Annotated in this window: 10 protein-coding genes; 1 reads left to right on the top strand and 9 read right to left on the bottom strand. The window is 65.4% G+C overall.

The window, feature by feature from the left end; all coding sequences use genetic code 11:
- Positions 1 to 419 precede the first annotated feature (419 nt).
- The 9 genes from SACAZDRAFT_RS20680 to SACAZDRAFT_RS20640 form a co-directional block, all read right to left on the bottom strand.
- Complete coding sequence (locus SACAZDRAFT_RS20680) at positions 420 to 2606, bottom strand: UvrD-helicase domain-containing protein (protein WP_005444908.1); 2187 nt, start codon at positions 2604 to 2606, stop codon at positions 420 to 422.
- Complete coding sequence (locus SACAZDRAFT_RS20675) at positions 2606 to 9037, bottom strand: DEAD/DEAH box helicase (RefSeq protein WP_005444907.1); 6432 nt, start codon at positions 9035 to 9037, stop codon at positions 2606 to 2608. The genes SACAZDRAFT_RS20680 and SACAZDRAFT_RS20675 overlap by 1 nt, the downstream gene beginning before the upstream one ends.
- A complete protein-coding gene (locus tag SACAZDRAFT_RS20670) occupies positions 9034 to 14100 on the bottom strand; it encodes a hypothetical protein (RefSeq protein WP_005444906.1) in 5067 nt (1688 codons plus the stop codon). Before SACAZDRAFT_RS20670 ends, SACAZDRAFT_RS20675 begins: the two co-directional genes overlap by 4 nt.
- Positions 14097 to 16808: a DEAD/DEAH box helicase gene (locus SACAZDRAFT_RS20665; RefSeq protein ID WP_198283880.1), complete on the bottom strand. Its 2712-nt coding sequence runs from the start codon at positions 16806 to 16808 to the stop codon at positions 14097 to 14099. The genes SACAZDRAFT_RS20670 and SACAZDRAFT_RS20665 overlap by 4 nt, the downstream gene beginning before the upstream one ends.
- Before the next feature lie 107 nt (positions 16809 to 16915).
- Entirely contained in the window at positions 16916 to 17992 is a 1077-nt protein-coding gene (locus tag SACAZDRAFT_RS20660) for a serine/threonine-protein kinase (RefSeq protein WP_005444904.1), read from the bottom strand.
- Between the two features lie 851 nt (positions 17993 to 18843).
- Positions 18844 to 20583 carry a hypothetical protein gene (locus tag SACAZDRAFT_RS20655; RefSeq protein ID WP_198283879.1) on the bottom strand — a complete coding sequence of 580 codons (1740 nt, stop codon included), beginning with the start codon at positions 20581 to 20583 and terminating at the stop codon, positions 18844 to 18846.
- Positions 20584 to 20657: 74 nt separating this feature from the next.
- Positions 20658 to 21140, bottom strand: a complete 483-nt coding sequence (locus SACAZDRAFT_RS20650; RefSeq protein WP_005444902.1) for an ABC-three component system middle component 2 — start codon at positions 21138 to 21140, stop codon at positions 20658 to 20660.
- Complete coding sequence (locus tag SACAZDRAFT_RS20645) at positions 21137 to 22264, bottom strand: ABC-three component system protein (RefSeq protein ID WP_005444900.1); 1128 nt, start codon at positions 22262 to 22264, stop codon at positions 21137 to 21139. The genes SACAZDRAFT_RS20650 and SACAZDRAFT_RS20645 overlap by 4 nt, the downstream gene beginning before the upstream one ends.
- A 234-nt stretch (positions 22265 to 22498) precedes the next feature.
- Entirely contained in the window at positions 22499 to 23599 is a 1101-nt protein-coding gene (locus SACAZDRAFT_RS20640) for a tetratricopeptide repeat protein (protein WP_232286311.1), read from the bottom strand.
- 621 nt (positions 23600 to 24220) lie between these two features.
- On the opposite strand from SACAZDRAFT_RS20640, the gene SACAZDRAFT_RS20635 reads away from it, so the two are divergent.
- Complete coding sequence (locus SACAZDRAFT_RS20635; RefSeq protein WP_040927834.1) at positions 24221 to 24463, top strand: hypothetical protein; 243 nt, start codon at positions 24221 to 24223, stop codon at positions 24461 to 24463.
- The last annotated feature ends 39 nt before the right edge of the window (positions 24464 to 24502 follow it).

Below are 24502 nucleotides of genomic sequence, written 5' to 3'. Positions count from 1 at the left end.
TTCAAGACTGGCTCAACAACGCGCGACAGCAACGATTATGAGAGCACATACAGTCGGGCTAGCGAACACTACCGGAAGATTCACGCCCGGCTTCGGCGCCGACATCCCCATCGCCGACGGCACCCCACGCAAACCTGGACGCACTCCAGCAACCGGAGCTCGTGATCGCCCGAGGGCACGACGTGACACCAGAGAAGTGACTGAGTCTTCAAAAGGCGCGAAAACGGTGAAGGTTACAGACGCCAACGTTCCCTACACCGGCAGGTTCCAACTCCGTTTTCGTGCCACACGACGCCCAGGACCTCGCACACACAGCGCGGCGACGAACATCAGCGAACGGTACGTGCGCTCCACGGGAGTGACTCGCTGGAGACCCAGAAAAGATCCACTCAAACGAGACGAACCGTCCAACTGAATGGTCAATCGCCTTCCTGGTTTAGGAACTCACTCGCCTTCCCGTGCCAGGTCACCACGAGCTCGTCGCGTGCTCGGGTCGCGGCGACGAACAACAGGGAGCGTTCGCGGGCTCTTTCCTGTTGGTAGCGCTTGGGATCGCTATCCTGGAAGTGGCGGATGGCTTGGCGTGGCAGGATTCCGTCGGCGACGCCGGAGAGGATCATCCGCTGGTACTCCAGGCCCTTGAAACGGTGCATGGTGCCGACGTGAAAACCGTCGCCCCGAGCCGGGCCGTCCGGTCCGACCTGGACGGCGTCGATGCCCGCGTCGGTGAGGTCGCGGATCATCTCGTCGGCCATCTGGCGGGTTGGCACGGCGATCGCGATGCTGCCAGCGTCGTCATCCTGCCACTGTTTGATCTGCTGGGCGACCCACCGTCGTTCCTCAGCCCATGTCGACAGCCCGTGGGCCACCGGGTCGCGGCCGTTGAGCAAGGAGCGGTAGCCGGTGAGGTCGTCTTCGCCGCCGTCGAGGTCGTCGTAGGTCTCGCCGGTGAGCATGCCCATCGACCAGCGCAGGATCTGCCGCGTGGTCCGGTAGCTCAGCGTCAGTTTGGCCGAGCGGCCGCGGATGTTGATGCCGAGGCTGGACAGGGTGACGTAGTTGTCGTAGAGGCGCTGGTGCGGGTCACCGGTGATGAAGATATCGTTGGGGCCCTTGGCCACCATCGCGCGCAGCATCGTCCAGTGCGCGGCCGAGAGGTCCTGGGCTTCGTCGACGACGATGTGACGGTAGCGGTACTCGGGTGTGGACAGGGAGTTCTCTCCGTTCGCGGCGGCGTGTTCGACGCGAGCGGCGCGGTCGAGTTCGCGGCGGGCCGCCGCGGCGGCGACCTGCCGCATTGTCCACATGCCCTGTTCGTCGAGACGCTGGGTGAATCGCTCGACGAGCTGCCAGATGTGGTCGCGTTCGTCGCGTTTGAGGGAGCGTCCGCGTCCGGTGCGGCGTGCACGGAAGTACTCAGTGCGTGAGGTCAGTGCCTGCCCGAGGATCACCTGCGCCCACTCTGCGGCGAGGAATTCCGGCGGGAAGCGCTGGTCGTCGAGTTCCAGCAGCAGCGACCGCCATTCCTCCAGCGCGCGGTCGTTACCGACGATGCGGCGCTTGGTGTCGTCGTTTCCTTCCGCGACGACTCGGCTGGCGAGTTTGTCGATGTTGACAATGTCCACCCGTCGCGCGAGCTGTTCGCCGCCGAGCGCCAGCAGCCTGGTGCGGAGGTCGGCGGCGAGGTTGCGGTTGAAGGTGGTGAGCAGGATCGGCTTGTCTCTGCCCTCGGGAAGCTGTTCGGCGAGGTGTTTGACGCGATGCAGCGCGACGATCGTCTTGCCGGTTCCCGGGCCGCCGCTGACCCGGGCGGGGCCGTTGTAGTTCTTTTCGACGAGCGTGCGCTGTGTGGGGTGGAGATAGACCTGCCAGCGCGCGAAAGACTCGGCCAGCACGGCTTGCAGCGCGGCGTCGTCGGTGGTGACCTGCGTGGCCGGGCGGACGACCGCAGCCGCGTAGTCCTCGGTGTCGACCGGATTTCCCACCGCGACCGGAGCGGTGATCTGCTCCATGACCTCGTCGAAGGTCTTGCCGTCGTACAGCGCGAGCAGGACGTCGGCGGTCAACTGCGGGACGCAGTCCGCCAGTTCGAGCAGTTCCTCCTCGGTGGTGACCTTCGCGATCGCCGGGAACAGTGCTGGCGCGACACCGAGTTCTTCGAACTGTTCGTCGGTGACGTGGGCGAACAGTGGCGGTGCGGCGTCCGCGGCCTGTTCGGGTTCGGCCCCGTCGCCGGCGACCCGTCCGAGGATGCTGTCGCCGATGGCGGCGAGGTCGATGACCTCGATGCCGCCGGTGACACCGTTGATGCGGTAGGTGTAGCGCTCGAGGTCGTCGTAGGCATTCTTGCGGTGCCGCACCGAGACGAGCAGGAAGTCCTGGTCCTGGATGCTGAGCAGCAGCGCCCGGTAGTCCTGCGTGACGCGGGCCGACCACAGCCGAGTGTCGCCCTTGAGCTGCTTGAGGTGCAGCCCGGGGTGGTTCGGGTTGCGCCGGAACTTGTGCTGGAACTCGTAGACCGCCCCCTTGTCCGCGCGCGAGAGCTTGAGGATCTCCTTGTCCGCACGCTCCAGGATGCGCAGCGTTGCTCCACTGTCCACGGTCATCACACACCCTGCCCGAGCTGCTCGATCAATTTCTCGATGTCCCAATCCTTCGCGGTGGCGACGCGCCATCCGGCTTGTGCGAACGCGGCGTCGCGTTCGACGGCTTCATGATCGTCGCGTGTCGCGGACAGCACGACGCCGACTCGTTTCTCCGGCCAGGCGAGCTCGGCCTGCCATCCCTGGTCGCCGAGTTCGAAGCCGACCTCCGGGACCGGCACGGCGCAGGCGACCAGCTCGCGCAGCAGTGTCTCCAGTCCGGATTCCTCCGGGTCGGCGAGTTCGAAGGTCCTCTTCCACTCCGCGTCCAGCGTCGCCGACGGCGGGGTGACCGCGGCGTCGAGGCTGATCCAGCGCGAGGTCTCGTCGTCGATGGGCAGGTCCCGCAGCATCGGTCGCAGGCCGGTTCCCTCGGACACCGCCAGCAGCGACGGGTCAAACTGCGCCAGGGCGCTGACGGCGATCTGCGCGGCGTCTCCCCCGCCGTGCGGGAGGAACTGGATGAGGTTGGCCCAGTACAGCCATGCCATCCACCGGCGGCGATGTGCGTCCTCGTCGACAGTGATGGTCGCGGTCCGGTCATCGACGGCGACCGCGGCGGTGAACACCTGCTGTCCCAATCGAGCGTCGATCAGCAGCGTCACCGGGCAGTTGTTGTCGTCGGGTGCCCGCACGATCACGATCTTCCCGCCCGGCACCGAGTCGGGCAGCGGGTCTCCGGCCAACGCGGCGTGGATCCGGTCCGGCACGCCAGCCGAATTCGTCTGTGTCTTGGTGCCCTTGGCCTGCCGCAGCAGGCCCCCGAGTGCGCCTTCGGCTCGCCGCTGCCACAGTTCCGGATCCGGTTCGGCGAGATAGGCCAGCAGCGTGTCGATCGGGTTGGCCCACACCGCCCCGGAGAGTTCGCCGGGTTCGCGTCCGGACCTCTTCTGGTAGAGGTCGCGGGCGGCGTCCTGGGCGTTGCCTCGATACGGCGGCCACACGGGATCCCGCCCGACCGGGTTGCCGCGCCAACGTTCGACGTCGTCCCAGGTGATGGCGAAGACGTCGATGTCGTGCGCGCGCAGCCGTGCCCGTTTATCGGCGTCGTCGGCGAGCCGGTTGATCGTCGGCGCCGCGTGGTAGCGGTAGCCGTCGAGATAGACCGCCACCTGGCGCCCAAGGGCGTCCATGCGTGTGAACAGCACGTCGGGGCGCGTGAGGTGCAGGGCGTTCTGGAGTTTCATCTGCCAGTGCACGACCTGCTTATCCGGGGTCGTGAACTTCAGGTCCGCGAAGCGCGCGCCGTCCCGGTCGGTCTGCCGCGTCAATCGGCCGGGCGTGTCCGGGCGGTCGCTCCATTCCTGCAGCACCGCCAGGAATCGTGCTTCGAGTTCGCTCTCGACCTGATCGGTCAGGGAGATCTCGTCGGCCCGGGCGCCGTGCTCGACTTCCCAGGTCTCCAGTAGCGCGCCGAGCAGCTCCAGAGCCTCAGCCCGGTTGATCACGGTGAACTCGTCGTCGGCGGCGTAGCGCAGCAGGCACCGGTGGCAGGCGAGTTTGCCTTCCCACTGGCAGCGGCAGGATCGGATCGCCAGCCGTGCGTGCGAGAGGATGTCGCGGAACTCTGCGGGATCCGACAGCCGGTGCAGATAGCCGGTGCCGCCGGGCTGGGTGTCGTAGAGCACGAGGAAGTGCCGCACGTGTCCCTCGCCATGGTCGGGCATGACGGCCGGGACGATGTCGAGATGGTCGGGGTCGCCGCCGTAGGTATGGGCGATCCCGAGACGCAGCGCGGCCTTGAACGACACCAGCCGCTCGGTCACTCCGGCTGTCACCGCGGGCACGAGGATCCGCAGCGCCTCGGTCGTGAGCTCGTGGGCGAGCAGCAGGTCCACGTGCCCGGCCTTGTCCGGCAGCCGCCGATACGGACACCAGTTGCGGTGATGCTCCGTGCCCGGCTGACGACCGTTGCTCGACTGCGCGACCCCCAGCGTGGAGATGGTGACCGGCGGCCCGTCCTTCGTCGTACCGCCACACGCCTGGCAGGCGTAGAAGGGGTTGAGCCGGACCTGACGTCCGGCGAAGGTGTCGGCAGCGGGCCGGTCGAACCTCGCGAGACCGAGGTTGAAGTGCCGGATCACCGCCCGGCGACTGAAGTCCACGCCGAACGTCTTCGTCGTGTGCCGCCACGAGGCGTCGATGAGCGCCGGCGGGAAGTCGGCAGTGGGCACGACGCTGTAGGTGCGACGCTCGCGTTCGTCGGAGGCATCGGAGATCTGCGCGTCGGCACGCTTGTCGACCGCGGTGACCTTCGCAGGCCGAAGCACCTTATGCACGTTCCCGGCGTCGGCGATCGACGCATCCTGACACCGAGCGCACGGACGAGTGTCCTGCTCGGCGTCCTCGGCCACGACGTACCCACACGCCGGACAGATCCGCCACGTCTCCCAGGCGGGCCGCTCGGGACGCCCGACGTCCAGTCCCGACACCCGATGCTGATATCCCCGCACGTAGTAGCTCTGCCCCGGCGCGAGCTCGACGACCGCCTGCCGCGCGGGCCGGTCGTATTCACGGACCTCGCTGTGGTACGTCCGGTCCCCGTTCTCGTCGGTCTCGTCCCAGGTCAACGTCGCTTCGAGCGTGGTGCGCGCGTCGGTGAGCGCGTAGTTGGGCAGCAGCCCGTATTCCACCAGCACCCCGTGCGCGGGGGTGCGGCCGTATTCGCCGAGCCGTCTGCGCACGGCTCGAAGCTCGGAACCCAGGGATTTCCACTCGCGTTCCTGGTCGGGGTCCGAGGTGACCAGCTTGCCTCGTGCCTCCTCGATCGCGCGGAGGCGATACCGTAGGTCGGCGAGCCGCTCGTTCCACTGGTCCTCGATCCGCTTCTTGGCGTCCTCCAGACCGCCGAGGGCGAACGCACGCAGCGCCTCGGCGGACGATGCGCTGACCTCGTCGCCGAAGAGCGCGAGGAACTCCTCTACGATCGCGGCCCCGTCGCGTTGTCCGGCCGCGACGAGATCCGCCAACCACCCGGACGGTCCGAACAGGACTGACGCGAGACGCGGCATCGGTGCAACACCCGGGAGTTCCCGCTTCGCGGCCCGGTCGACGAGGTGCGCGACGTACTGGCGGCGCAGGATCTCGATCGCCGAGAGGTGACAGCCCGGTGGCAGGATCTCCCCCGCGATCACCTCCCGCGGCTCGGACAAGTAGTAACGATCCCGTTCTCGGCGGTCCGCGAGGGTGACGACCAGGGCGTTGCCGGTCTTGCGCCCCGCACGGCCGGCTCGCTGTACGTAGTTCGCGGGCCCGGGCGGCAGGGAGGCGAGCACGACGGCGGAGAGGTCGCCGATGTCGATACCCATCTCCAGGGTCGGTGTCGCCGAGAGCACGTTCGGGTCGTTGTAGCGGGGCTTCTTGCGGCGGAACGCCGCTTCGGTCTGCTCCCGCTGCGCCCGCGTCAGAAGCCCGGTGTGCTCGGCGGTGACGACCCGATACACCCCGCCGTCGGAATACAGCGCGCGGTAGTAGTCGTCGGTCGAATACCGCACTTCCCGCAGTATCCCGGTGCACCGATACCGCAGGCACGGCTGCCCAACCCAGTCCGGAACGCGTTCGGGCGGCACGGTCTGCTGCCATGAACACGACCCGCACCGCACCCCGGCCGTCTCGGTGTCGGCCGGAAGCCGCAGCGCGGTGATATGCCCGGGCCGCAGCCCGAACACACGTGTCGAGGCGTCGGCCGTGGTGCGGCTGGCGACAATCCCGGCCGAAGCGAACTCCGGCAGGATCCGCGACAGCAGGTTCCCGGCCACCGACGGCGGCAGATCCAGGCAGCGGCTCGTCCAGTCCTGATACCAGCCGCCGCGCGTGGGCAGCACGTCGAACTCGCTGCGGTCCTTGTGTGCCGAGAGTACGAATGACGGCGCCGCCACCCCTTCGGGGAACGCGGGCATCCCGCGCGGCCGACCGCCCCACACCAGGTAACGCCGGCCGGCCTCCCGCAGATACGCATCCAGCCACGGATGCCAGATCGCGCCGCGCAACCGCATCCGCTCCAGCAGCCCCCGTACGAACGCGAGCAACCGCGCGTCGGAGAGCACGTCCGGATCCAGCAGCCCGGCGTCGCGCACCGCTTCCCGCACCAGCGCGAGCGCGGCGTCCGGCTCGTCGAGCGCGACTTCGGCCGCCATCGCCCCGCTGAGTTCCAGAGTGCGACCCTGCCGGGACCGCAGTCCGAATTCCATGATCACGGCGAACGCGAGCCGCTGCGCGATGAGTTTCCAGGTCTCGCGGCTCCCGGAATGCTCCCCGGCCAGCAGCGCGTCGACCTCGGGATGCGTGTGCAGATCGGGCGGCACGACCGCCGAGAGCACCTGCGGGTCCGCCGCCGCGCCGGTGACGTCGGCGATGAGGTCGTGCAGCCGCACCGACTCTCCCGACACCGTCTGGTCCAGCAGCAGCGACCGCAGCGAGAACCCGTAGGAGCGAGAGGACACGAACCCGGCCCGATGCGCGGCGTCCTGTACCGAGTCACTGAACATCAGAGTCTTGCGTGCCGAACCGCTCAGTTCCCCTCCGGTGAACAGCTCGGTGACCACCACCGACGCCAAGGTTGGCAGACCGGCACCGAGATACCGAATACCGTTGTCCATCCCGCACGCCGGACACCGGTCCTTCTCGGCCGCCGCGACCGAGTCGTCCCACAGCACCGCGAACTCGTCACCCGCGTCGGCGCCGTCGCGGATCGGGTCGAACGGCCGCACCCGCGCACCCATCGGGTCGAGCATCACCAGCGCCGGATCTCGTCGGTGCCGTTCGCTGTCGGTGGCGAGGATCAGGTTTCGCACCCGTCGCTTGTCCCGCCCGAGACCGGCGCGGTAGATCTTGTCCGGCTCACACACGAGCTCTTCCGGATCGCGCTCCGGCGAGATCGCCGCCCACCCGGACCGTCCACAGTGGCGGCAGTACACCGCGGGCAGCAGCCGGTGCCGCCGATCCGCCAGTCCGGACGTCTCCTCGTTCTCCTGTTCATCGAGATCCGGCTCCCGCACTGGTTCGCCGTCCCACCAGAACGCCGGCGTCCGGTCGACCGCGCGCAGCAGCCGCGACACCGCACGCACCCACAGATGCGACTCGATTCCCAACAACGGGCGACTCGGCGCCTCCGGGTCGCGCGCGACCGACAGCAGCGCCACGAACCGCGCCAACGCCGTCGACGCCACCTCGGGCCGCGTCCGCAGCGCCTCGCCCCATGCGTACGCGCCCTGACGCGGGAGCAGTTCGAGGATCTCCGGATACGGCTTCGGCTCGCCCCCGAGGATCGCCAGCACGGCCGCCGTGAGGCTGTGCGCGCGAAGCTTCCGCCCGAGCACGGCCGGGTCAAGGTCGCCGGAGTCGGTGAGCAGGCACGCGAGCTCGGCCATCAATGACGGATCCCGCGCCGGATCCGGCAGTGCCGCGAGAGCATCCGGATCGGGCAGCGGCAGCGTGAAGTCCCGGTCCCCGAGAGTTTCCTCGACGGTCTTACGGGACTCCCCGACCACCGAGTCCTCGTCGAAGACCGTCCCGAACACCTGGCCCGCGACCTTCCGCAGCTCCTCACTGCCGGACGCGCCGCCACCGGCACCGAGCGTCGCCGACGTCGCCACCGGACAGATCGACCCGAGCGAACGATTCGGCTGCGTGTTGCCGGTGGCCGCCGCGAGTCGCCGCAGGAGCATCGCGACGTCGGTGCCCTGCGCGCCGTCGTAGGTGTGGAACTCGTCGAGCACCACATAGGACAGCGCCGAGTCCTGCCACAACGGCTGGTCGTCGGCACGCTGCAGCAACAGGTCCAGCATCTTGTAGTTGGTGATGAGAATGTCCGGCCGCGTGGCCCGGATCTCAGAGCGCTTATTCAGCACCCGCTGGTAGTTCACCGCCGCGACGTCACCGATGAACAGCCCCGCCGTTACCTGCTCCATCCCCGGTCCGGCGAGCAGCTCGTCGATCCGGTTCGTCTGGTCGGTGGCCAGGGCGTTCATCGGATACAGCAGCACCGCCTTGACCCCGGACACACCGCGCGCCTTCTCGCGGCGACAGTGGTCCAGGATCGGCACCAGGAAGGACTCCGTCTTGCCCGAGCCCGTCCCTGTCGTCACCAGGGTCGGCTCAGCCGGAGAATTGCGCGTGGACAGCCGCTCGAACGCCTTCGCCTGATGCTCGTACGGCGTGAATTCGCCGCCACCCGGACCGGGCGGAACCCAGTCCAGATGATCGCGCCACCCGTCACCGGCCGTACGGAACGGGGTGCGGATCCGCAGATACGGGCCCCGGAAGATGCCCTGTTCCGGATGGTTCAGGAACTGCACCAGCGCGTCGCTCGCCCCGTCATCGGTCAGCCCGAACGACGTCGCCAGGTATTGCGTGATGTTCTTGCGCAGCCCCTCGGTCGCCAGCGTCGGCCTCATGACAGGGTCTCCGCCTTCTGATTCGCCGCCGCGAGTTGCGCGCTGAACACGGCGTGGGCCTGCCGCATCTCGGCTTCACGGTCCACCGTGTACAGCAAACCTTCGTAGCCCTGCGGCGGCGGCACGTTCTCCGGATCTTTCAGGTGCTCCTGGTAGGCCAACCAATCGTCCTTCGTCTGGCCGTAGCCGAACGCGTACGAGTCGGCGGCAACCCGACGACCGGTCTTGTCGAAGTACATTTCTGCTTCGCGGTCCGCAAGGATCGGGTAGCGGGACTTGTAGATCGCGAGCAGCTCCTCAATCCCCATGCCGAGCCAGACCGCCACCAGAGCATCGATCTCGACCAGCGCCGCACGGCGGGCGTACTCGCTGCGCAGCGGCGTGTGCCAGGTCCAGTCGCGCGACACGTTGCCAAGCGCCGGAAGGCCTGGCCAGTCGACCGCCCAGCGATGTTCCGCCCACAGCGGATCGAACAGCTCCGACCACAGCGGTTCGTAGGCGCGAGTCAGACAGTTGAGGCGGAGGATGCGTAGGACGAGTTCCGGAGCCAACGGATGCCCCGACTCGGCTGCGGGCATCCTTTGGGCTTCGGCCACTCGCAGATCCGCCCTCCCCGTGATGCGGAGCAGATAGTCGAGCGGCAAAGAGCTCCAGAAGCCAGCGGTGAGTACGGTGTCCACGTTCTCGCGCAACGCCAGGGAGTGCACCGCGTCAATATGCGTCGCACCAGGCGGAACGAGGGACGCGAAGAGGCTGCGCTCGGAACCTTTCGGGTCGATACGTCGCCGCCAAGCGAGTCGGTAGAACTCCGAGTACGGCCGGTCGATCAACTCTTGCTCGTCGCAGGTTTCCTCCACATGCTCTGCACTGTAAAGACGCTCGTGGTCGATCCACCTGTCCTGCGCGGCGATGAACTGGTCCCGGTTGTCGGTCGGCGTGTAGTTCGTCCTCGGCAGTGCATCCTCCGGAAGCGTCGTGAGATCCCACGGCGACCAGTCGTTATTCGACTTGACCGTCTCGTCTGGCTGCTTCGCAAACGGAGTGGAGATCCCGAAGTGAGGCCCCTGCAAGACAACGCCATCCCATGAGTCCGGCCGCGACGACTTCCATCTGATCAACCCGGCCTTCTTCGCGCCGGCTTCGTGGTAGCCGCTTGAAATTCTGGGTGCGAGATCGCCGAGACGAATACGCGGCTGAGACAACGCAGAAATAGCTGCTTCCTCGTACACGGTGATTGGGTAGAGCAACGATGTCCGTTCGGCCGGAGAATCCAAATTCCCGCTCAACTGTCGCCACTGGTCGAGCTTTTCCCGAGTCACCTCGATGATCCGCGCCCGGTGCGGGCGCACATCCCACTCACCTTTGACTTTCTGAGCCGGATACTCACCCGTTCCGTCATGTATCAGCGAGCCCGGCAGCACCCGTGCGCCGTGAAGTTGACTGAGATGCTTGAAGTTGATTCTGTCAGGTTCGTACGGATGACCGTAGATGTGGACCCCGAACTGCTGTCGCCTGCTGAGATCATCGAAAGCCCAGTTCGAGACATTCACGAACAGGCCATGTACCCGCAGATGCCGATACGCGGCTTCCCGCAACCGTCCTTCCCTGACACCGTCGAAATGGCTGTCCGGATGTATGAGCCCTGTTGTTCCCTGCCCCCGGAGACTTGCCCAGCTTCGGCACATGAATGCGCGATAAAGGTCAGGCTGTGTGCCGACGAGCAGCGGATACGTCGAGCTCAATGACAGAACCTCCACCATCCCGACGGTCGCCGCCAGCTCCGAGAGAACGTCCGCGCGCACGGCTGTCGTATCGATCAGCTTGTCCTTGCGCGCATTCCAATCCTCGACAGAAGGCTTTTCGGCAAGTTCGAACCACGGGTCGAACTCCGCCAATACCGAGCTCTCGTCCCAGGTCGGCCGCACCCAGGGCGGATTTCCGATCTGCAGGTCGAAGCCGCCCCGCGCGAAGACCTGCGCGAACGTGAGTTCCCAGTGGAAGAAGCCCTGGTCTTCGGCGACTTCGGTGGCGACGTCGAGCCACGGGAACCGTTCTGCCAGCCGGTGGGGCTGGTCCATGGACATGACGGCGGGAAGTTCGTCTTCGAACTGTTCCAGGGTGTCGAGGTCATCGAAGGAGACGTTGAAGAGGCTGTTCTCGTCGGTGACGTCGAGGCGGCCGAGGAGTGATTCGGCGAAGTCGAGCCAGTCGTCCAGGGTGGTCAGCGGGATTTTTCTCGCGAGCCGCTCGATCGCCGTGGCCTTGCGTGTGCTGGACTTCGGTTTCTTGCGAGACACCTGCGGCATCGAAAGCTGTTCGGCGACACCGAGTTCGGCCACGCCGAACAGTCCTTCGGGCGCGGGCTCAGCTTCCGGTTCGTCTGCTTCAGCTTCGACGGTCTCAACAGTCGCGACCTCGCCGTACTGCGGGTCGGTGCCGTCGAGGAGTCCGACCTTGTCGAGGGGCCAGAACCACAGGGCACACCAGACGTCCATGAGCGTCTTGAGCCGCCAGTACGGGGTGCCCTGGTATTCGAGGTCAGCGAGGATTTTCTCGCGCGACACTGCCTCGGTGACCGGCGGCAGGTCGGCGGCCTCCCATACCCCGATATCGCGGCGGATCTCGCGTTCGGAGATCTCCAAGCGCTGCCGCACCAGATCCCACAGGAATTCGACGCGCTTCGCGAGCGCCCGCAGTCGTTTGACCTGTCCTTTCGACTTGTCGCCCTTCGGTGCGGTCTTGATCGTGGTGCGCCACTTACTCAAGGCCTTCGCAGCCTTCGGTGCAAGGTTGCGGGCCTCCTTCTCGCCCGCGACCGCGCCCCATCCACTCGCGGGCAGCAGGAAGTGGTGGATCGCGCCATCCGGGAACTCGCCGCCGTTCAGCGGGCAGTCGATCGGCGTGGTGGCCAGCCACTGTTTCTTATTCAGGTGTTTCGGCAGGTAATAGCGGCGGTTCGCGCCGATCAGGGAGTTGCCGCGTCGCAGGTGCAGGCCGAACCATGGGGCTTGCAGGCCGGGGTGCATGACGTTGAGCCACAGCGACACCTCGGCGAGTTCGACGGCGGTGCGGTTGAGGTCGACGCCGTAGGAGTTGTGCAGGGCGATGTAGGCCTTGACCTTCTGCTTCTCCAGCAGATACCGCTCCGGGTCGAGGTTGACACCAAGCTCGCGCTGACGACGGCGGAGGTACTCGGCGGCGATCTGGTCGATGGCCTCGTTGAGGAACGCGCCCGAGCCCAGCGCTGGTTCGCAGATCATCCAGTCCAGCAACTCCCGGGCCGGGGTGGTAGTGCCGTCCTGGTCCAGGCGGTACTTCAGCGCGAGTTCGACGGTGACCGAGGTCAGCGACTGCGGGGTGTAGTAGGAGGCGCTGGTCTGGCGGTCGCGGCCGGCGAGGCGGTAGACGAACGAACCCTTCGGGAAGCGGTGGCGTTCGCCGGTGCGTTTGCCGTTCTCGTCCTTCGCCCGGACGAAGACCTCGTCGGCATAGTCATCGGCCTTGGAGGCCGGGATCATCCAGCTGCCCTTGTCCGGATCACCGCCCTTGGCGACCTCGTAGAGCTCCTCGGTGGCGATGAACCCGGTGTAGGACATCAATCCTTCGTAGACCGCGCCGAGCTGGTTGATACCGAGCTGGGCGTAGGAGATGAAACCGCCACGTTCCTTCTTCTTGCCTCGGGTGAGCATGAGCAGCCGCAGCACCTCGCGCAGCGTCTCGTTGCGCAGCCGCGTGTCGATGTGCCGGGCGTTCGGGTCATCGGGGTCGTCGTCGGGGTGCACGACGCGGTCACGACCGATGAGCGTGATCGCGTCCGGCAGGAACAGGTCCGACCGCAGCGGCTCGAACCGGATGCCCTCGCTCTCGCTGGCCCTATCGTCGATCGTCTCGCCGCCTCGGGGCCGATGACCGTCGTTGACCATGCGGAACAGCAGCTCGAGGGAGTCGTAGAGGTGGAAGCCGGTGCGGGCGCGTTCGCCGACCATCGGGCGGCTGGCCAGCTCCCCGAGACGGGCAAGGCTGTAGCCCTCGGTGTATTCAGGGTGGTCAACCGGCAGTACACCGAGTTCAGGACGGGCTTCGGCATACAGCAGGAACAAGATGCGGTAGAGGTAGCGCAGAGCTTCGCGGGTGAATTGGCGGCCGAGTTCCTTCGGTGGAGCGATCTGTTCCAGGCTCACCCCGGCCTCGCTGAGGCGTGCGAGGACCTCGTTGGCGATGAGCTCGACCGAGTCCCGCAGGCCCTCGCGGAGTTCCTTAGAGACACCGACCGCGTGCTGACGGCCCGCGGAGAGAAACTTGGTGAGCTGGTCGTCGCCGCCTTCCGGGGGTTCGTAGAGTGAGTCGGCTCCAAACAGGGCCGCGATCGCGTCAAGCTCGCCCGCGGTCCTGGTGTCGTTGCGGGCGAGCGCGAGATCCAGGTTGACCGCGAGATAGCGGCCCTCGCCCCAGCTGCGCCGGTCGGCGAGTGTCAGCATGCCGCCACCGGCCAGCAGCACATACAGCGGTGGCTTTTCACTGGTGAACAGGTGGGTTGCGAGCTTGACACCGCTGGTGATGCGCTCGCGGTTGTCCAGCTCGACCGGGGTGAGCAGCCGTCCGGCGCCGTCGGGGTCGCTGGCGGCGTCGGCGTCGTCGGCCCACTCGCAGTCCACGACCACGACCCGGTCGTCGGCGTGCGCGACGACCACCTGGTGCGCGCCGGCCGCCGTGGTCACGGTGGCTTCGCCCGGCTGCGGGGCGAAACCCAGCGCCAGCAGGACCTTCTGGTGCAGGTCGCGGAGCGCGTCGTGCCGGTCGGCGTTGTCGTCGAGCTCCTTAAAGCGTTCCTTGGCCTTGAGGTAGATCTGGCGCAGCTCGGCCAGTCCGGCGCGGGGTGTGGCGCGTTCGGCACGTGCCTTCTCGTCACCGGTGGCCTGGCGGGCGGCAACGTGGGCGGCTTCAGCGGCGTCGCGCCAGCGGGCCAGCAGCCCGTCCTTACCCCTCAACGCGCCGGGAAAGACCTCGGCGAGGTAGTGGGCGGGCAGGTATTCGCCTCGGTTGGTCAGGGACTCGTAGCTCACTGGGCACGCTCCACAACCGCCAGCAGCCGCAGCAGCGGCTGGCCCGTCGTCTCCAGCTCCGCGATCAACTGCCGCTGCGTGGCGGCGGCGTCCCGCACCTTGTTCGACCGCGACGTCGAGATTTCCAGCGCGAGCTGCTCCCACTCATCTACCCGCTCCCGATACGCCCGCAGCGGCTCCACAATAGACTCGTCGTAGTCCGCGCGGCGCTGCTCCAGGTGCGCGCGAGCGGCGGCGATCGCCTCGGGCACGAGCTTCTCCAGCGCCGCGATGTCGACATCGGCCTTCGGGTTGGCCATGTCCGGCTTCACCTCGGCCTTGCGCAGGGCCTGATCGAGAGGTTCGATCACCGGGCTACCGGGGAGGCCGCGAACCGCCATCCATTCCACGACGGTCGGCTGGCCGAGCTGGTTGCAGTAGACGCCCTGGACGAGGAACACCGGCTCGTCGACGTTCGCGAGGACGACCGGAGCATCCTTTCGGCCTAACCGCACCAGCGTCTTATCGGCGAGCCAGTCGAGCAACGGGTGGATCTCGCTAACATACGACAGATCCGGCCAGCTCGTCTGCTTCTTCTGCAGGGTCTCGTCGAGTTTGCGCTGCGCCAGGTCGCGGTCGAAGGTGAGCTTGAGGCGCACCGTGCCGTCGACCCTCTGGGCCGCCAGATACGAGGCGGGCAGGTCCGACAACCGCTGCTCCAGATCCGGTGGCGCGTTGAACGCGAGCATGCCATCCTCGCGTGCCAGGTCAAGCTCGGTCTCCGGGTCCCGGTAGAGCTCCTGAAGCGCCTCGCCGACGAAGTCCGACGTGGACCCGAACAAGCTCGGCACCCGCACACGCTGCGGATCCGGTCCGTCGCCGAGCGTGCCGACATCGGCGAGCAGGTCCGCGAGCACGTCGCGTTCCTCGGCCGGCTCCACCGCTTCCTCGACCGACTTGCCTTTGAGCAGGTCCTCCATCAGCCGCCGTTCCTCGCGGTCCGCCAGGTACTCCCCTGTTACCGCCTCAGCGCTGCCCAGACTGCGGTGCACTTCGGCCTCTCGCTCCAGAAGTTTCTCGGCGACGGTGGTGTCGTCCTTCGCGCCGGTCGTGGACGATGTGAGAATCAGGGCCGCGAACTGCGGATTCTGCTTCTGACCGTAGCGGTCGATACGGCCGTTGCGCTGTTCGATGCGGATCAGGCTCCACGGCAGGTCGTAGTGGATCATCTGGTGACACGCGCGGTGCAGGTTGACGCCCTCGGAGGCCACGTCGCCGGTCAGCAACAGCCGGACCGGGCTTCCGGCCAGCTCGAACTCCTCGACAATCTTCTGCTGCTTCTGGTCGGGCAGACCGCCGTGCAGGATCCGCACCGCGTCGGGCTTGAGCCCCAGCTTCTCGGGGACGACCCGTTCGAGCCATTTCAGCGTGGCGATGCGCTCGGAGAACACCACGATCCGTGTCGTGCTCGTCGGGCCGATGCCGCGTTCCCGCAGCTGGGTGATCAGCTCGGCCAGCTTCGCCGAGTCCTCGTCCCGGATCTTCGCAGCCAGCTCGAGCAACGTCGCGAGCGCTCGGCGTTCGCGCTCATCAGTGCACTTCGGCGACTCCAACCGTTTCGACACTGTTTCTTTCAGCGCCACATGCGACGACAGGAATGCCTTCAGCAGCGTGTACGGGAACAGGCGGTTCTGGCGATCTACCACCGGACCGCCCTCGCGGTCGGCTCCCGGCAGCCAGGTCTGGGCGAACTCGGCGAAGACCTTCTCCTCCGCGCTCGTGGCCGCGCACCGGATCGGCGTCGACGGGCCGCGCTCGGCCCACTTGCCCGCGAGGTGGTTCTGCACCTCCTGACTGACCTTCGTCCGACGGATGTAGAGGTGCTCGATGTCGGAAGCCTCATAGTTGTTCGGGTCCGCGATCGCCGCTGGATCCAGCAAACGGATCAGCTCCGCGAAGGAGCGCTTGTCACCGTTGTGCGGGGTCGCGCTGGCCAGCAGCAGTGCGTCGGTCTGTGAGGCCAGCAGCCGCGCGAGCTTGTTGCGCTGGGTAGTGGCACCGATGAGGTTGTGCGACTCGTCAATGACCACCGCCTCCCAGCGCGTGTTCTCCAGGTGATGGCCGTAGCGGCTGGAGTCTTTGAGCGTGTCGATCGAGACGATCACCCGCTTGAAGTGGGTGAACGGGTTACGTCCGGCCGGGATCTCCCGCTGGATCCGCTCGATCCCCAGGGAGTCCAGGCGCACCAGCGGGATCGAGAACCGGGTCCACATCTCCCGCTGGAACTGCTCCAGCACGTGCTGCGGTGTTGCCACGAGGATCCGTTCACCGCGGCCCCGACGCATCAGCTCGGCCAGGATCAGTCCGATCTCCAGGGTCTTGCCCAGGCCGACGACGTCAGCGATCAGGATCCGCGGCCGAATCCCCTTGAGGGCCAATTCCGCCGGACGCTGCTGATACGGCAGCGGGTTGAGCAGGAACCCGTCCGCCAGCGCGAGCCCCCGCTCCGAACGCGGCAACGGCGTGCGACGCAGGACCGATTCCAGGAACAAGCGGCTGCGTCGGAACTTCGGCGTGTCATCGAGGACCAGCCGAGTCTCCTCAGGCTGCACCAGCTCGACCGGTTCCAGCTTGTCGAACAGCGCGATCGGCTCGTCCTGCACCAGTTCCGACACCCCGACGGCCTTGATCAGATAACCGTCGTGGTCGGTGTGGACCGCGCTGCGCACGAGCCACTCCTCATCCCGGGCGAAGATCCGCGCACCCGGCGCATACGGTGTGGGGGACTCCAACGTGTCCGCCTGTACTTCTTTCTCCGACACTGTGTTCCCTCGCCTCACAGAACAGGCTTGCGGTCGTACTGCTCCCGGACCTCTGCGACCAGCCACCCGACGTCGATCGCGACCGGCTCAGGTTCCGCGCTCTCGGAGTCCATCGCGGCCGACTGCTCAGTCGTCACTGGTTCGGGCGTCGGTTCCGGATTCGGTTCCCCGGCCACCTCGATGTCGATCTCGCCCGGCTCACTGGGCAGGCTCGGCTCAGTGGCCGTGCGCTGTGTCAAGGCGTCACGCAGCTCCTTGACCGTCCGGCCCGGCTTCTCCACAAGCTTCAGCAGCGTCTCCTCGACCGCCGACAACGACGGCCGCGCCTGGGGATCGTGCGCCAGCATCTGCCCGAACAGCGCCACCAGCTCCGACGGCAGCCCGCTGAGATTTGGCAGCGTGGCGGGGTCACGGATCGCGTCGAAGAGCTTCATACCCGTCAGCGAGCCGTACAGCAGTCGTCCGGTCGCCGCGTACACCAGCGTCGCCGCCAGCGAATACACATCTGTCGCCGCCGTCAGATCCGACTCGCCGTCGGCCTGCTCCGGAGACATGTACACCGGCGTGCCGACCACCTCGCCCGTCTTGGTCAGCTGGTGATCCCGTCCGACCAGCACCGCCAGCCCGAAGTCGATGACCTTCGGGCCGTCCGGGCCCAGAAGGATGTTCTGCGGCTTGAGGTCGCGGTGCAGCAGCCCTTCCTGATGGATCTTCCCGAGCCCCTCGGCCAACAACAGCCCCAGTGTCACCGCCAGGTCAGTCGGCAAGACCCCGTCGTCCTCGACGAACTCCTTCAACGACCGCCCCGGCACGTACTCCACAGCCAGCCACGGTTGATCACCATCGAAGTCGGCGCCCTCGAACCGCGCCACTCGCGCCCCATAGACCCGCCGCAGGTTTGCGACCTCGCTCTTGAAGCGAGCCCGCAGGTGAGCGTCGTCGGCGAGCCCCGCCCGGATTACCTTCACCGCGACCCAGTCGGCCGTCTTACTCACGCCGAGGTAGACCTGCCCCATGCCCCCGCGGCCCAGCCGGCCGCGCAGGGTATACGGGCCGATCTTCGCCGGATCCCCTACGTCCAACGGTCCCACAACGCGCCACTCCATACATCACCGGATGTTTCAAGGATGGACCACCATAAGATCACACAGCACCGGCCGGTGGCCCTAGCCTGGACTGGACCCACCGGAATGGACGCTCGGTCCGACACATCAAGCCTGAGATGATGACGTCGCCAGTGAGGCAGAAACTCTCGTAAATCATCGAACTGCCAACGTCGCTCGCGGCGTTGGACCCCTTGCTTTGCGAGCGCTGTATGGGATCGAGTCCTTTCGATTTGCCTGGTCGTGGGCCGGGCGGGACTCGAACCCGCACCCACAACGTGCCACTGCGGCGGCGGATGTTGCCCCTCCCTCGGCGGTCGCTCCTCTGCTCTACCCCAGTCATGACAGACAGCGTTCGACTACAGCCAGGACCACGGCAACGATCCACCCATGAACATACGATCTTGGATCCGAAGGGGGAATGCCGTCTTGCCTGGTCAGACGGGTGGGCCGGGCGGGACTCGAACCCGCGGTCAAGGGATTATGAGGCCGCAAAATCACCCGTTAGAGGGAACCGCAGGCGGAGCGCCCAACGGTTGGCCAAACGATCGCATCAGAAGCACTGTCCGAGACCAGTTCATGGACAAAACCATGGACAAGCCGCAGAGATTACGCCGTTCGAGCCATGCGGTCGAGTCGCGTTATGGCGCGGTCCACGATGGCGATGTCAAGTTCGCTCTCCTGCGCAGTTGGAGCTCATGAAGCCACGTCCTCCGCAGCGGCCGAGCGCTACGCCTCTGTATTACGGATGTGCAGGCTTGCGCCTCTCCTGGAATGCAGGCCGATCACGCGGCCGATACATCCGTGGTGTCAGTCGAGGGAGTGCATCAGTTCGCCGCCTATGCTGGGAAGAACCCGGCACGGTTCGACCTTTCGGTGCTGAAGGCGTACACCGTGGCGTACGAGCCCAGATCCCTGGGTGGGTCGCCGTTCTCCACGACGATGGTCTGGGTAGGAAAACCGTTGAGCAGACCGCGATAAAAATGCTCGACGACGTTATGTGTGAGCTGAACGTCTTCCTCGTGCGGCTCGCGGTAGGTGAGCACCGGTGAGTCCAGGACGACAAAACCGGGGTGCGGGAGGTCTCGAGCGGTAGTGTACAGGGCGAGAGTAGCGGAGAAAGCAGCGTGGATGATCGAGCGCATTCCTTTGCCGCGACTATTCCTAGAGCGGCCATCAACGGTGATCTCTGCTGTTTTCTGGTCATAGATGACACGGTTATCGCCGGGCACCTTCCAAGACTGCAGCATTTCCTGGAGCATACGCTCAAACTCGACAAGGTTAGCGGCTGGGATGCCCTCTAGCCGAGCCGGTGGTCGATCTTCCGGTGTACTCGACAGGCTGGTCTTCAGATCTTCGAGTCGCCGGATCTGGGCGTGGACAGCGAGGTCCGTCTGAATCCGTGAACGGGTGGCCAAAAGCTCCTGATTGTCGTCGTTCAACGGGGTCAAGCGTTCGTCGAGGACAGCCAGGCTGCGGCGTAGCGCTTCTGTCTGGGCCTGAAAAGCGGCGTGTGCGTGGCCCAGGCTGTTTAGTTGGCCTTCCAAGTCCTGGATGGTGGTGAGTAGATCGGTGTGGAGTTCGGTAGTCTTACGGGTCTCTGCAGTGACGGCGGCCTGGAGCTGTGTAGCCTCGTGAAGGTGATGGCCGGCCTTCTGGTGTTCGGGGGCGGCGCCGCAGAATACGCACGTTCCACTGCGGAAGTATCCGAGGAGATTTCCGACTTCAGCAACCATCTGCAAACGAGCGAGGTCTGACTCGTACTGCTGGCGCAGCAGTAGAAAGCGGGCGAGGAGTGTCTGGACTTCGCCAGCGCGGACACGATTGTCGGTAATCTGTACTTCCAGAGCGCGTGTCCGCTCCAGAAGGACGGACCGATCGGTGATCAGTTCTCCGATGGCCGCCGATTTGCTAGCCAAGGCAGTTTCGAGAAGAACGAGTTGTTCGCGTAGTTCAGTTTCGTTCACCTTGAAAGTGAGGCTGTCTCGTGTGTCGGTGATGAGCTGGTCGAGGAGATCAATCTTGCCTTTACCGACCTTCTTCTCGATATTGCTCGCACCCTTTGGCCTCTCCGGTTCATCTTCCCCGGTCAGCAGATACTTGAAGACCGATTTCTCTGCGGTGAGGTTGGTTTTCTGCCCGCTCGTGAGAACTGGTGAGCGGGGCGCGGCCATCTGCGTCTCGCTGATGACACAGAGGTGGGCCAGATGACGGAAGCTGAGAGAGACCAGTTCGCCACGCTGGTTCTTTAGGAGGTTGCGACCGTCAGCTCTGATGAGTTTAAGCAGATATCGGGACAGATTGTTTTCACTTTTGCTGTTGTGTTTAACGTTGAGAGTCTTCTCCGGGGCCGCGCTAGTGAGTGCGCGAAGGTCTCCGCTGTGAACGTCGACCTTGTTGCCGTCGGAGGCACGTGAGAGGGTAACGGTTCGGCCGTCAGCCAAGCGAAGGCCAAGCAGGATTCGGGTGTATCCGTCAGCTTCCTGGATTTTTTTGAGGCTACTGGCACCGAGCATGTAGTCGATGGCTTCGACGATGAAGGACTTACCAGTGTCCGAGGCACCGTAGATGACGGTCAAGTGCGGCCCAAATTCCACCGTGGCAGGCGGTTTTCCGGGGCCGACGAAAGTTAGGTGGAGCAGCGTAAGAGAGCTCACTGGTCTTCGTCCTCCCCAAGGTTAGGGGCGTCAGCACGGAAATCGTCGGCCCACTTCTGGGTGATCTGTTTCATGCCGTCGCGAACGTCCATTCCTTCATGAATGTACGACGAGGTCAGCCACTCCGCGCGTTCTTTGAGCTGGCCTAGGTAGGGGGCTTCGAGGACGTCAAGAAAACTGGCGGCTTCCTCGGTTGCGCCGTAGAGGAACCCGGCCTCGGTGGCGGTCATGTCGGCGAGGCCGGCTCGCATCAGCACGATAAGTCCCTGTTCGATGAGCCGACGGCGCATACCAATTTCGCCAGGCCCGATGGGAAGGTCTGGGTGGAGACTGGCCGGACCGCTGTCGAAGTCTCCACTGTGGAGCATCGCGTGGTCAAGATAGACGAGCTGCGCAACGTCGAGCCGCCGAGGGAAGGTCTCTGTCAACAGGACCAAAGCACGGATACCGACTTCCAGCGGGCTGTTAAGAGGATTCACTGTGACTCCTCTTTGCACCAGCTCAGTCGGTTGTCGTTGGCGAGATGATGGCACAGACCCTTGCGGTCACGGACAGTGATAACTGGAGCGAGAATATTGGCAGGGTTCGGCTGGTGGTTTGCGGCCGCCTCCAGAACGGCAGTCAACCGCTCATAACCGAGACCGTACTCGCGCTCCTCGACTTCAATCACGGTCTCGAAGAGATCGGACTCAACCGCCTCGAACGTCTCGTACGGAACGCTCTCGCGGGCGAATACTCGCAACGACTCAGCACTGTAGAAGGCTTCTCGCTGACGTGCGAAGTGCTGTTGCGTTCTAGCATGGTCGCGAGCCTCCTGGAGGGTCTGCAGCTGCAGGCCGTACTTCTCGTTGTAAGTGGCTAGGAGTTTTTGGACGTAGACCACCTCATGCTCGCGTTGCTCCGCCGGAGGGCGCTCGATGGCTGGCCGGGGTTTGAGGGGTTCCGGGAAGCGCCGGGCATGGTGCGGCGTCTTGCTGTGCAGCTGAAGGATCCACTCCATGTCCCGTGCCTCGAACATAGAGAAGTCAGTGTTTCGGGCGAGCGCTTCCACCGCTGCACGGTTGTCCGCATCCAAGTCTGCGCCAAGCTTGGAGTCTGCTTTGCGCCATGCTTTGAAGAACTCCTCTTTCAGAGTGGCCGGATTAGCCAAGTACCGAGTCAGGTAGGAGCCGATCTTCGGTGCCACGAAGACGTAGCGGGTCGGCAATTCGTACACGCCGAGCACCTTCGCCGCGAAGATCTTCACCATTTCTGGCCAGGCATCTGCTGGCCTGAGCGCATCCTCGTAGTGCTTGCACTGATAGCAGTGCCACTCACCGTTCGTGCCCTGCCGAGTCAGGCAGGCGGCCACGTCCGCGCCTCGGTCCCCGGCTCCTCCCATACGCGTTACCAACACATATGGGTGGCCGAGAGCGCGTACCCACTCGACGGTGAAGTTCTCCCACTCCTCATCCGAGTAGGTGTACAGGTACTGCTTCGGAGTTAGCAGGGGTGCACCCTGCATGACAGGTGCCAGCAGGACCAGGGAGGGCGAGTTCGGCTCTGGGATGCCCTTGAAGATGAGGTCAGGCTCCCCTCCGGCCGCTTCCTCCGACGCAACCATCCACATCCCCTCCCCCGCACCTTGGCATAACGCAAGTTCGACGCTACGTAGTCGTATCACCTCGTACATCGCGTCGGAAGCCGCCGTGTGGGCCAACCTAGATTATGTGCTGGGTGGAACGGCGAAGACCACCCCCGGCTGCACCTGGTTACCTGACTCAGTTATCGATTGACTATTGTGATAATTCCGTTCGAGGAGCCGATGAACCGGTCAATCACAAGGCTAGGAACCCTATTACACTCCCGACAGCCTCCGCTGCTGTCGTCTAGACCCAATCTCGGCGACAAGAGCAATTGCACGCTCGCCTTGCTTACGTGCCTCCTCTGGCATTTCGTTGTGCGACAAGGCGATCACAAGGTCGATTCGGAGCGCTGCTTGGGCACGGGCGAAACTCGGGTCGAGGTGGCTGAGCGCGTCTGTCAGCACGGTGACTGCCTCGGCCTCTCTGAGGCGAGCAAGTGCATGCCCGCGCCATCGGGCAAGGTGGACTGGGTCGAGGGCAACGTAGGGACACGAATCCTTCTGCTGCTGCGCACGTAGCAAGGCGTCCGCTTCGTCGAACGCTCGGAGCGCCGTACCCCGACGATTCTCCGCTGCGTATGCCTCCCCGCAAGCGGCAGCCAGCCACGCCTTGAGCATGTGGGGCGCGTGACGTTGGGCGTTCGAGCGGACATGCGTCAGTAGTTCGACTGCATTGCTGATCTCGCCTATGTCGATCAGTACGAAGGCCTGTTCTGCCATGGCGTGGGCTTCGAACGACTTGTCCCCAGACTCACTGGCAGCCGCCTTAGCTTGTTCGTAGTATCGCCACGCAGTTGCCATTTGGGCGCGGTCGAGTGCTTGCCAGCCTGCAAGCGTGCAGAGTTCGGACAGCAGGGCCGCAAGTTCGGCGCGTGTGTACGGCATGGTCGAGTACTGCATCAGCTCGGTGGTTTGTTGCACCTTCGCAGCTACTTCGGTCTGCACTGTCCGGGCTCCCAGTTGACGGTCTAGCCGCCGGATGAGGTTGAGCTGTTGCCGCAGGACATCGATCACTCCGACGTCCACCCGTGCTGAGGTTCGCAGTCGGGCGCGGAATTCGTGTTCGCTGTTGTCCAGCTCGGCCCGGTCATCGTCCGGCATGTACGGCGAGAGCAGGACGTCTATCGGCATGCCGAAGATACATTCCAGTAGCCGGGCCGTTGCCGGGCGTGGCTTGCCCAGGGGCTTGCCGTTCGGTCCTTGGCCCGCCACCAAACGTTCTAGGTGTCGCTGGCTGAGGGTGCCGGGTTCGCCGTGGTCGCGGGCGAAGCGTTCGGCGTACTCGGCGAACTCCTGCAACGTCTCTTTGCGCACGTCACGTATTTGGTGGTCCAGGACAGTGCGCGGGTGCCTCGGCTTGGTCGTGTCCGGCTGGTCTGTGGTCCCCATATGTCGGCCTCATGTCGGGTCCGTGTCGTTCTGCTGACGTCACCGCTGATTGCACGCTGGTTTCAGTCTGTCACAGATCGTTGCTGCTGGTGAGCGGCTTTCGAGGTTCGGGAGGGGATCAGCTTTGGTTACGAACCTGTCGTTGTACGTCGTGTGGCATCGGTGTGAGGCTGATGGGCTGGAGCACGCGGTCACTGACGAGGAGTTCGCACACGGGCCGCGCCGCACTCAAGGGCTGTTTCGTGCCGTGTGCGGGCACGTCGCACGGCCCGGATCGATGCTGGTCGCACCGGACGCGACCTGTGCGGCGTGCGTTGATCGGCTTGCGCTCAACCGAGAGTTTCTCGCGGCCCGCCAGGACTCGGAACCCCTGCCACAGCGTCACAGTCTCTTCTGGCGTGCGTTCGCACGCTTCCGATCTCCGGTTGTTCCCTTCCCCGGCGTGGTGTCCTCCACGCGGAATGACCGGACCTCGTCCCCGGCGGACACGGGCTGCAACTTTGATGCGTCCGTGTCCGCCGGACACCACGGCACGAAGTGCTAGGCGTGGACGAGTTGTTGGTGCTCGCCCGTCCGTTGCGGGGAACGGTGGGCGAGACGCGGCGGGTGTGTCACGTGTTCGCGTTGCCGCGCGGCGGGAAGCCGAAGCGGTTGGCGGCTCTGTGTGGCGCGGCGTTCGGGCCGGGGCAGCTTGAGTTACTCGACCGTCCGGCCGGGATGCCGTGCGTGGCGTGTCTGCGTAACGCTCCCCGGCCTCGGTTGCTCGACAACGAAGAGGCCAGCGCATGAGCGACTCGGATGACATTGAGCGACGTCTTGCGACGATCG

The sequence above is a fragment of the Saccharomonospora azurea NA-128 genome (assembly GCF_000231055.2).
GTDB lineage: Bacteria > Actinomycetota > Actinomycetes > Mycobacteriales > Pseudonocardiaceae > Saccharomonospora > Saccharomonospora azurea.
Note: the sequence above shows the minus strand (reverse complement) of the source record. Positions and strands in the feature narration are given on the sequence as shown.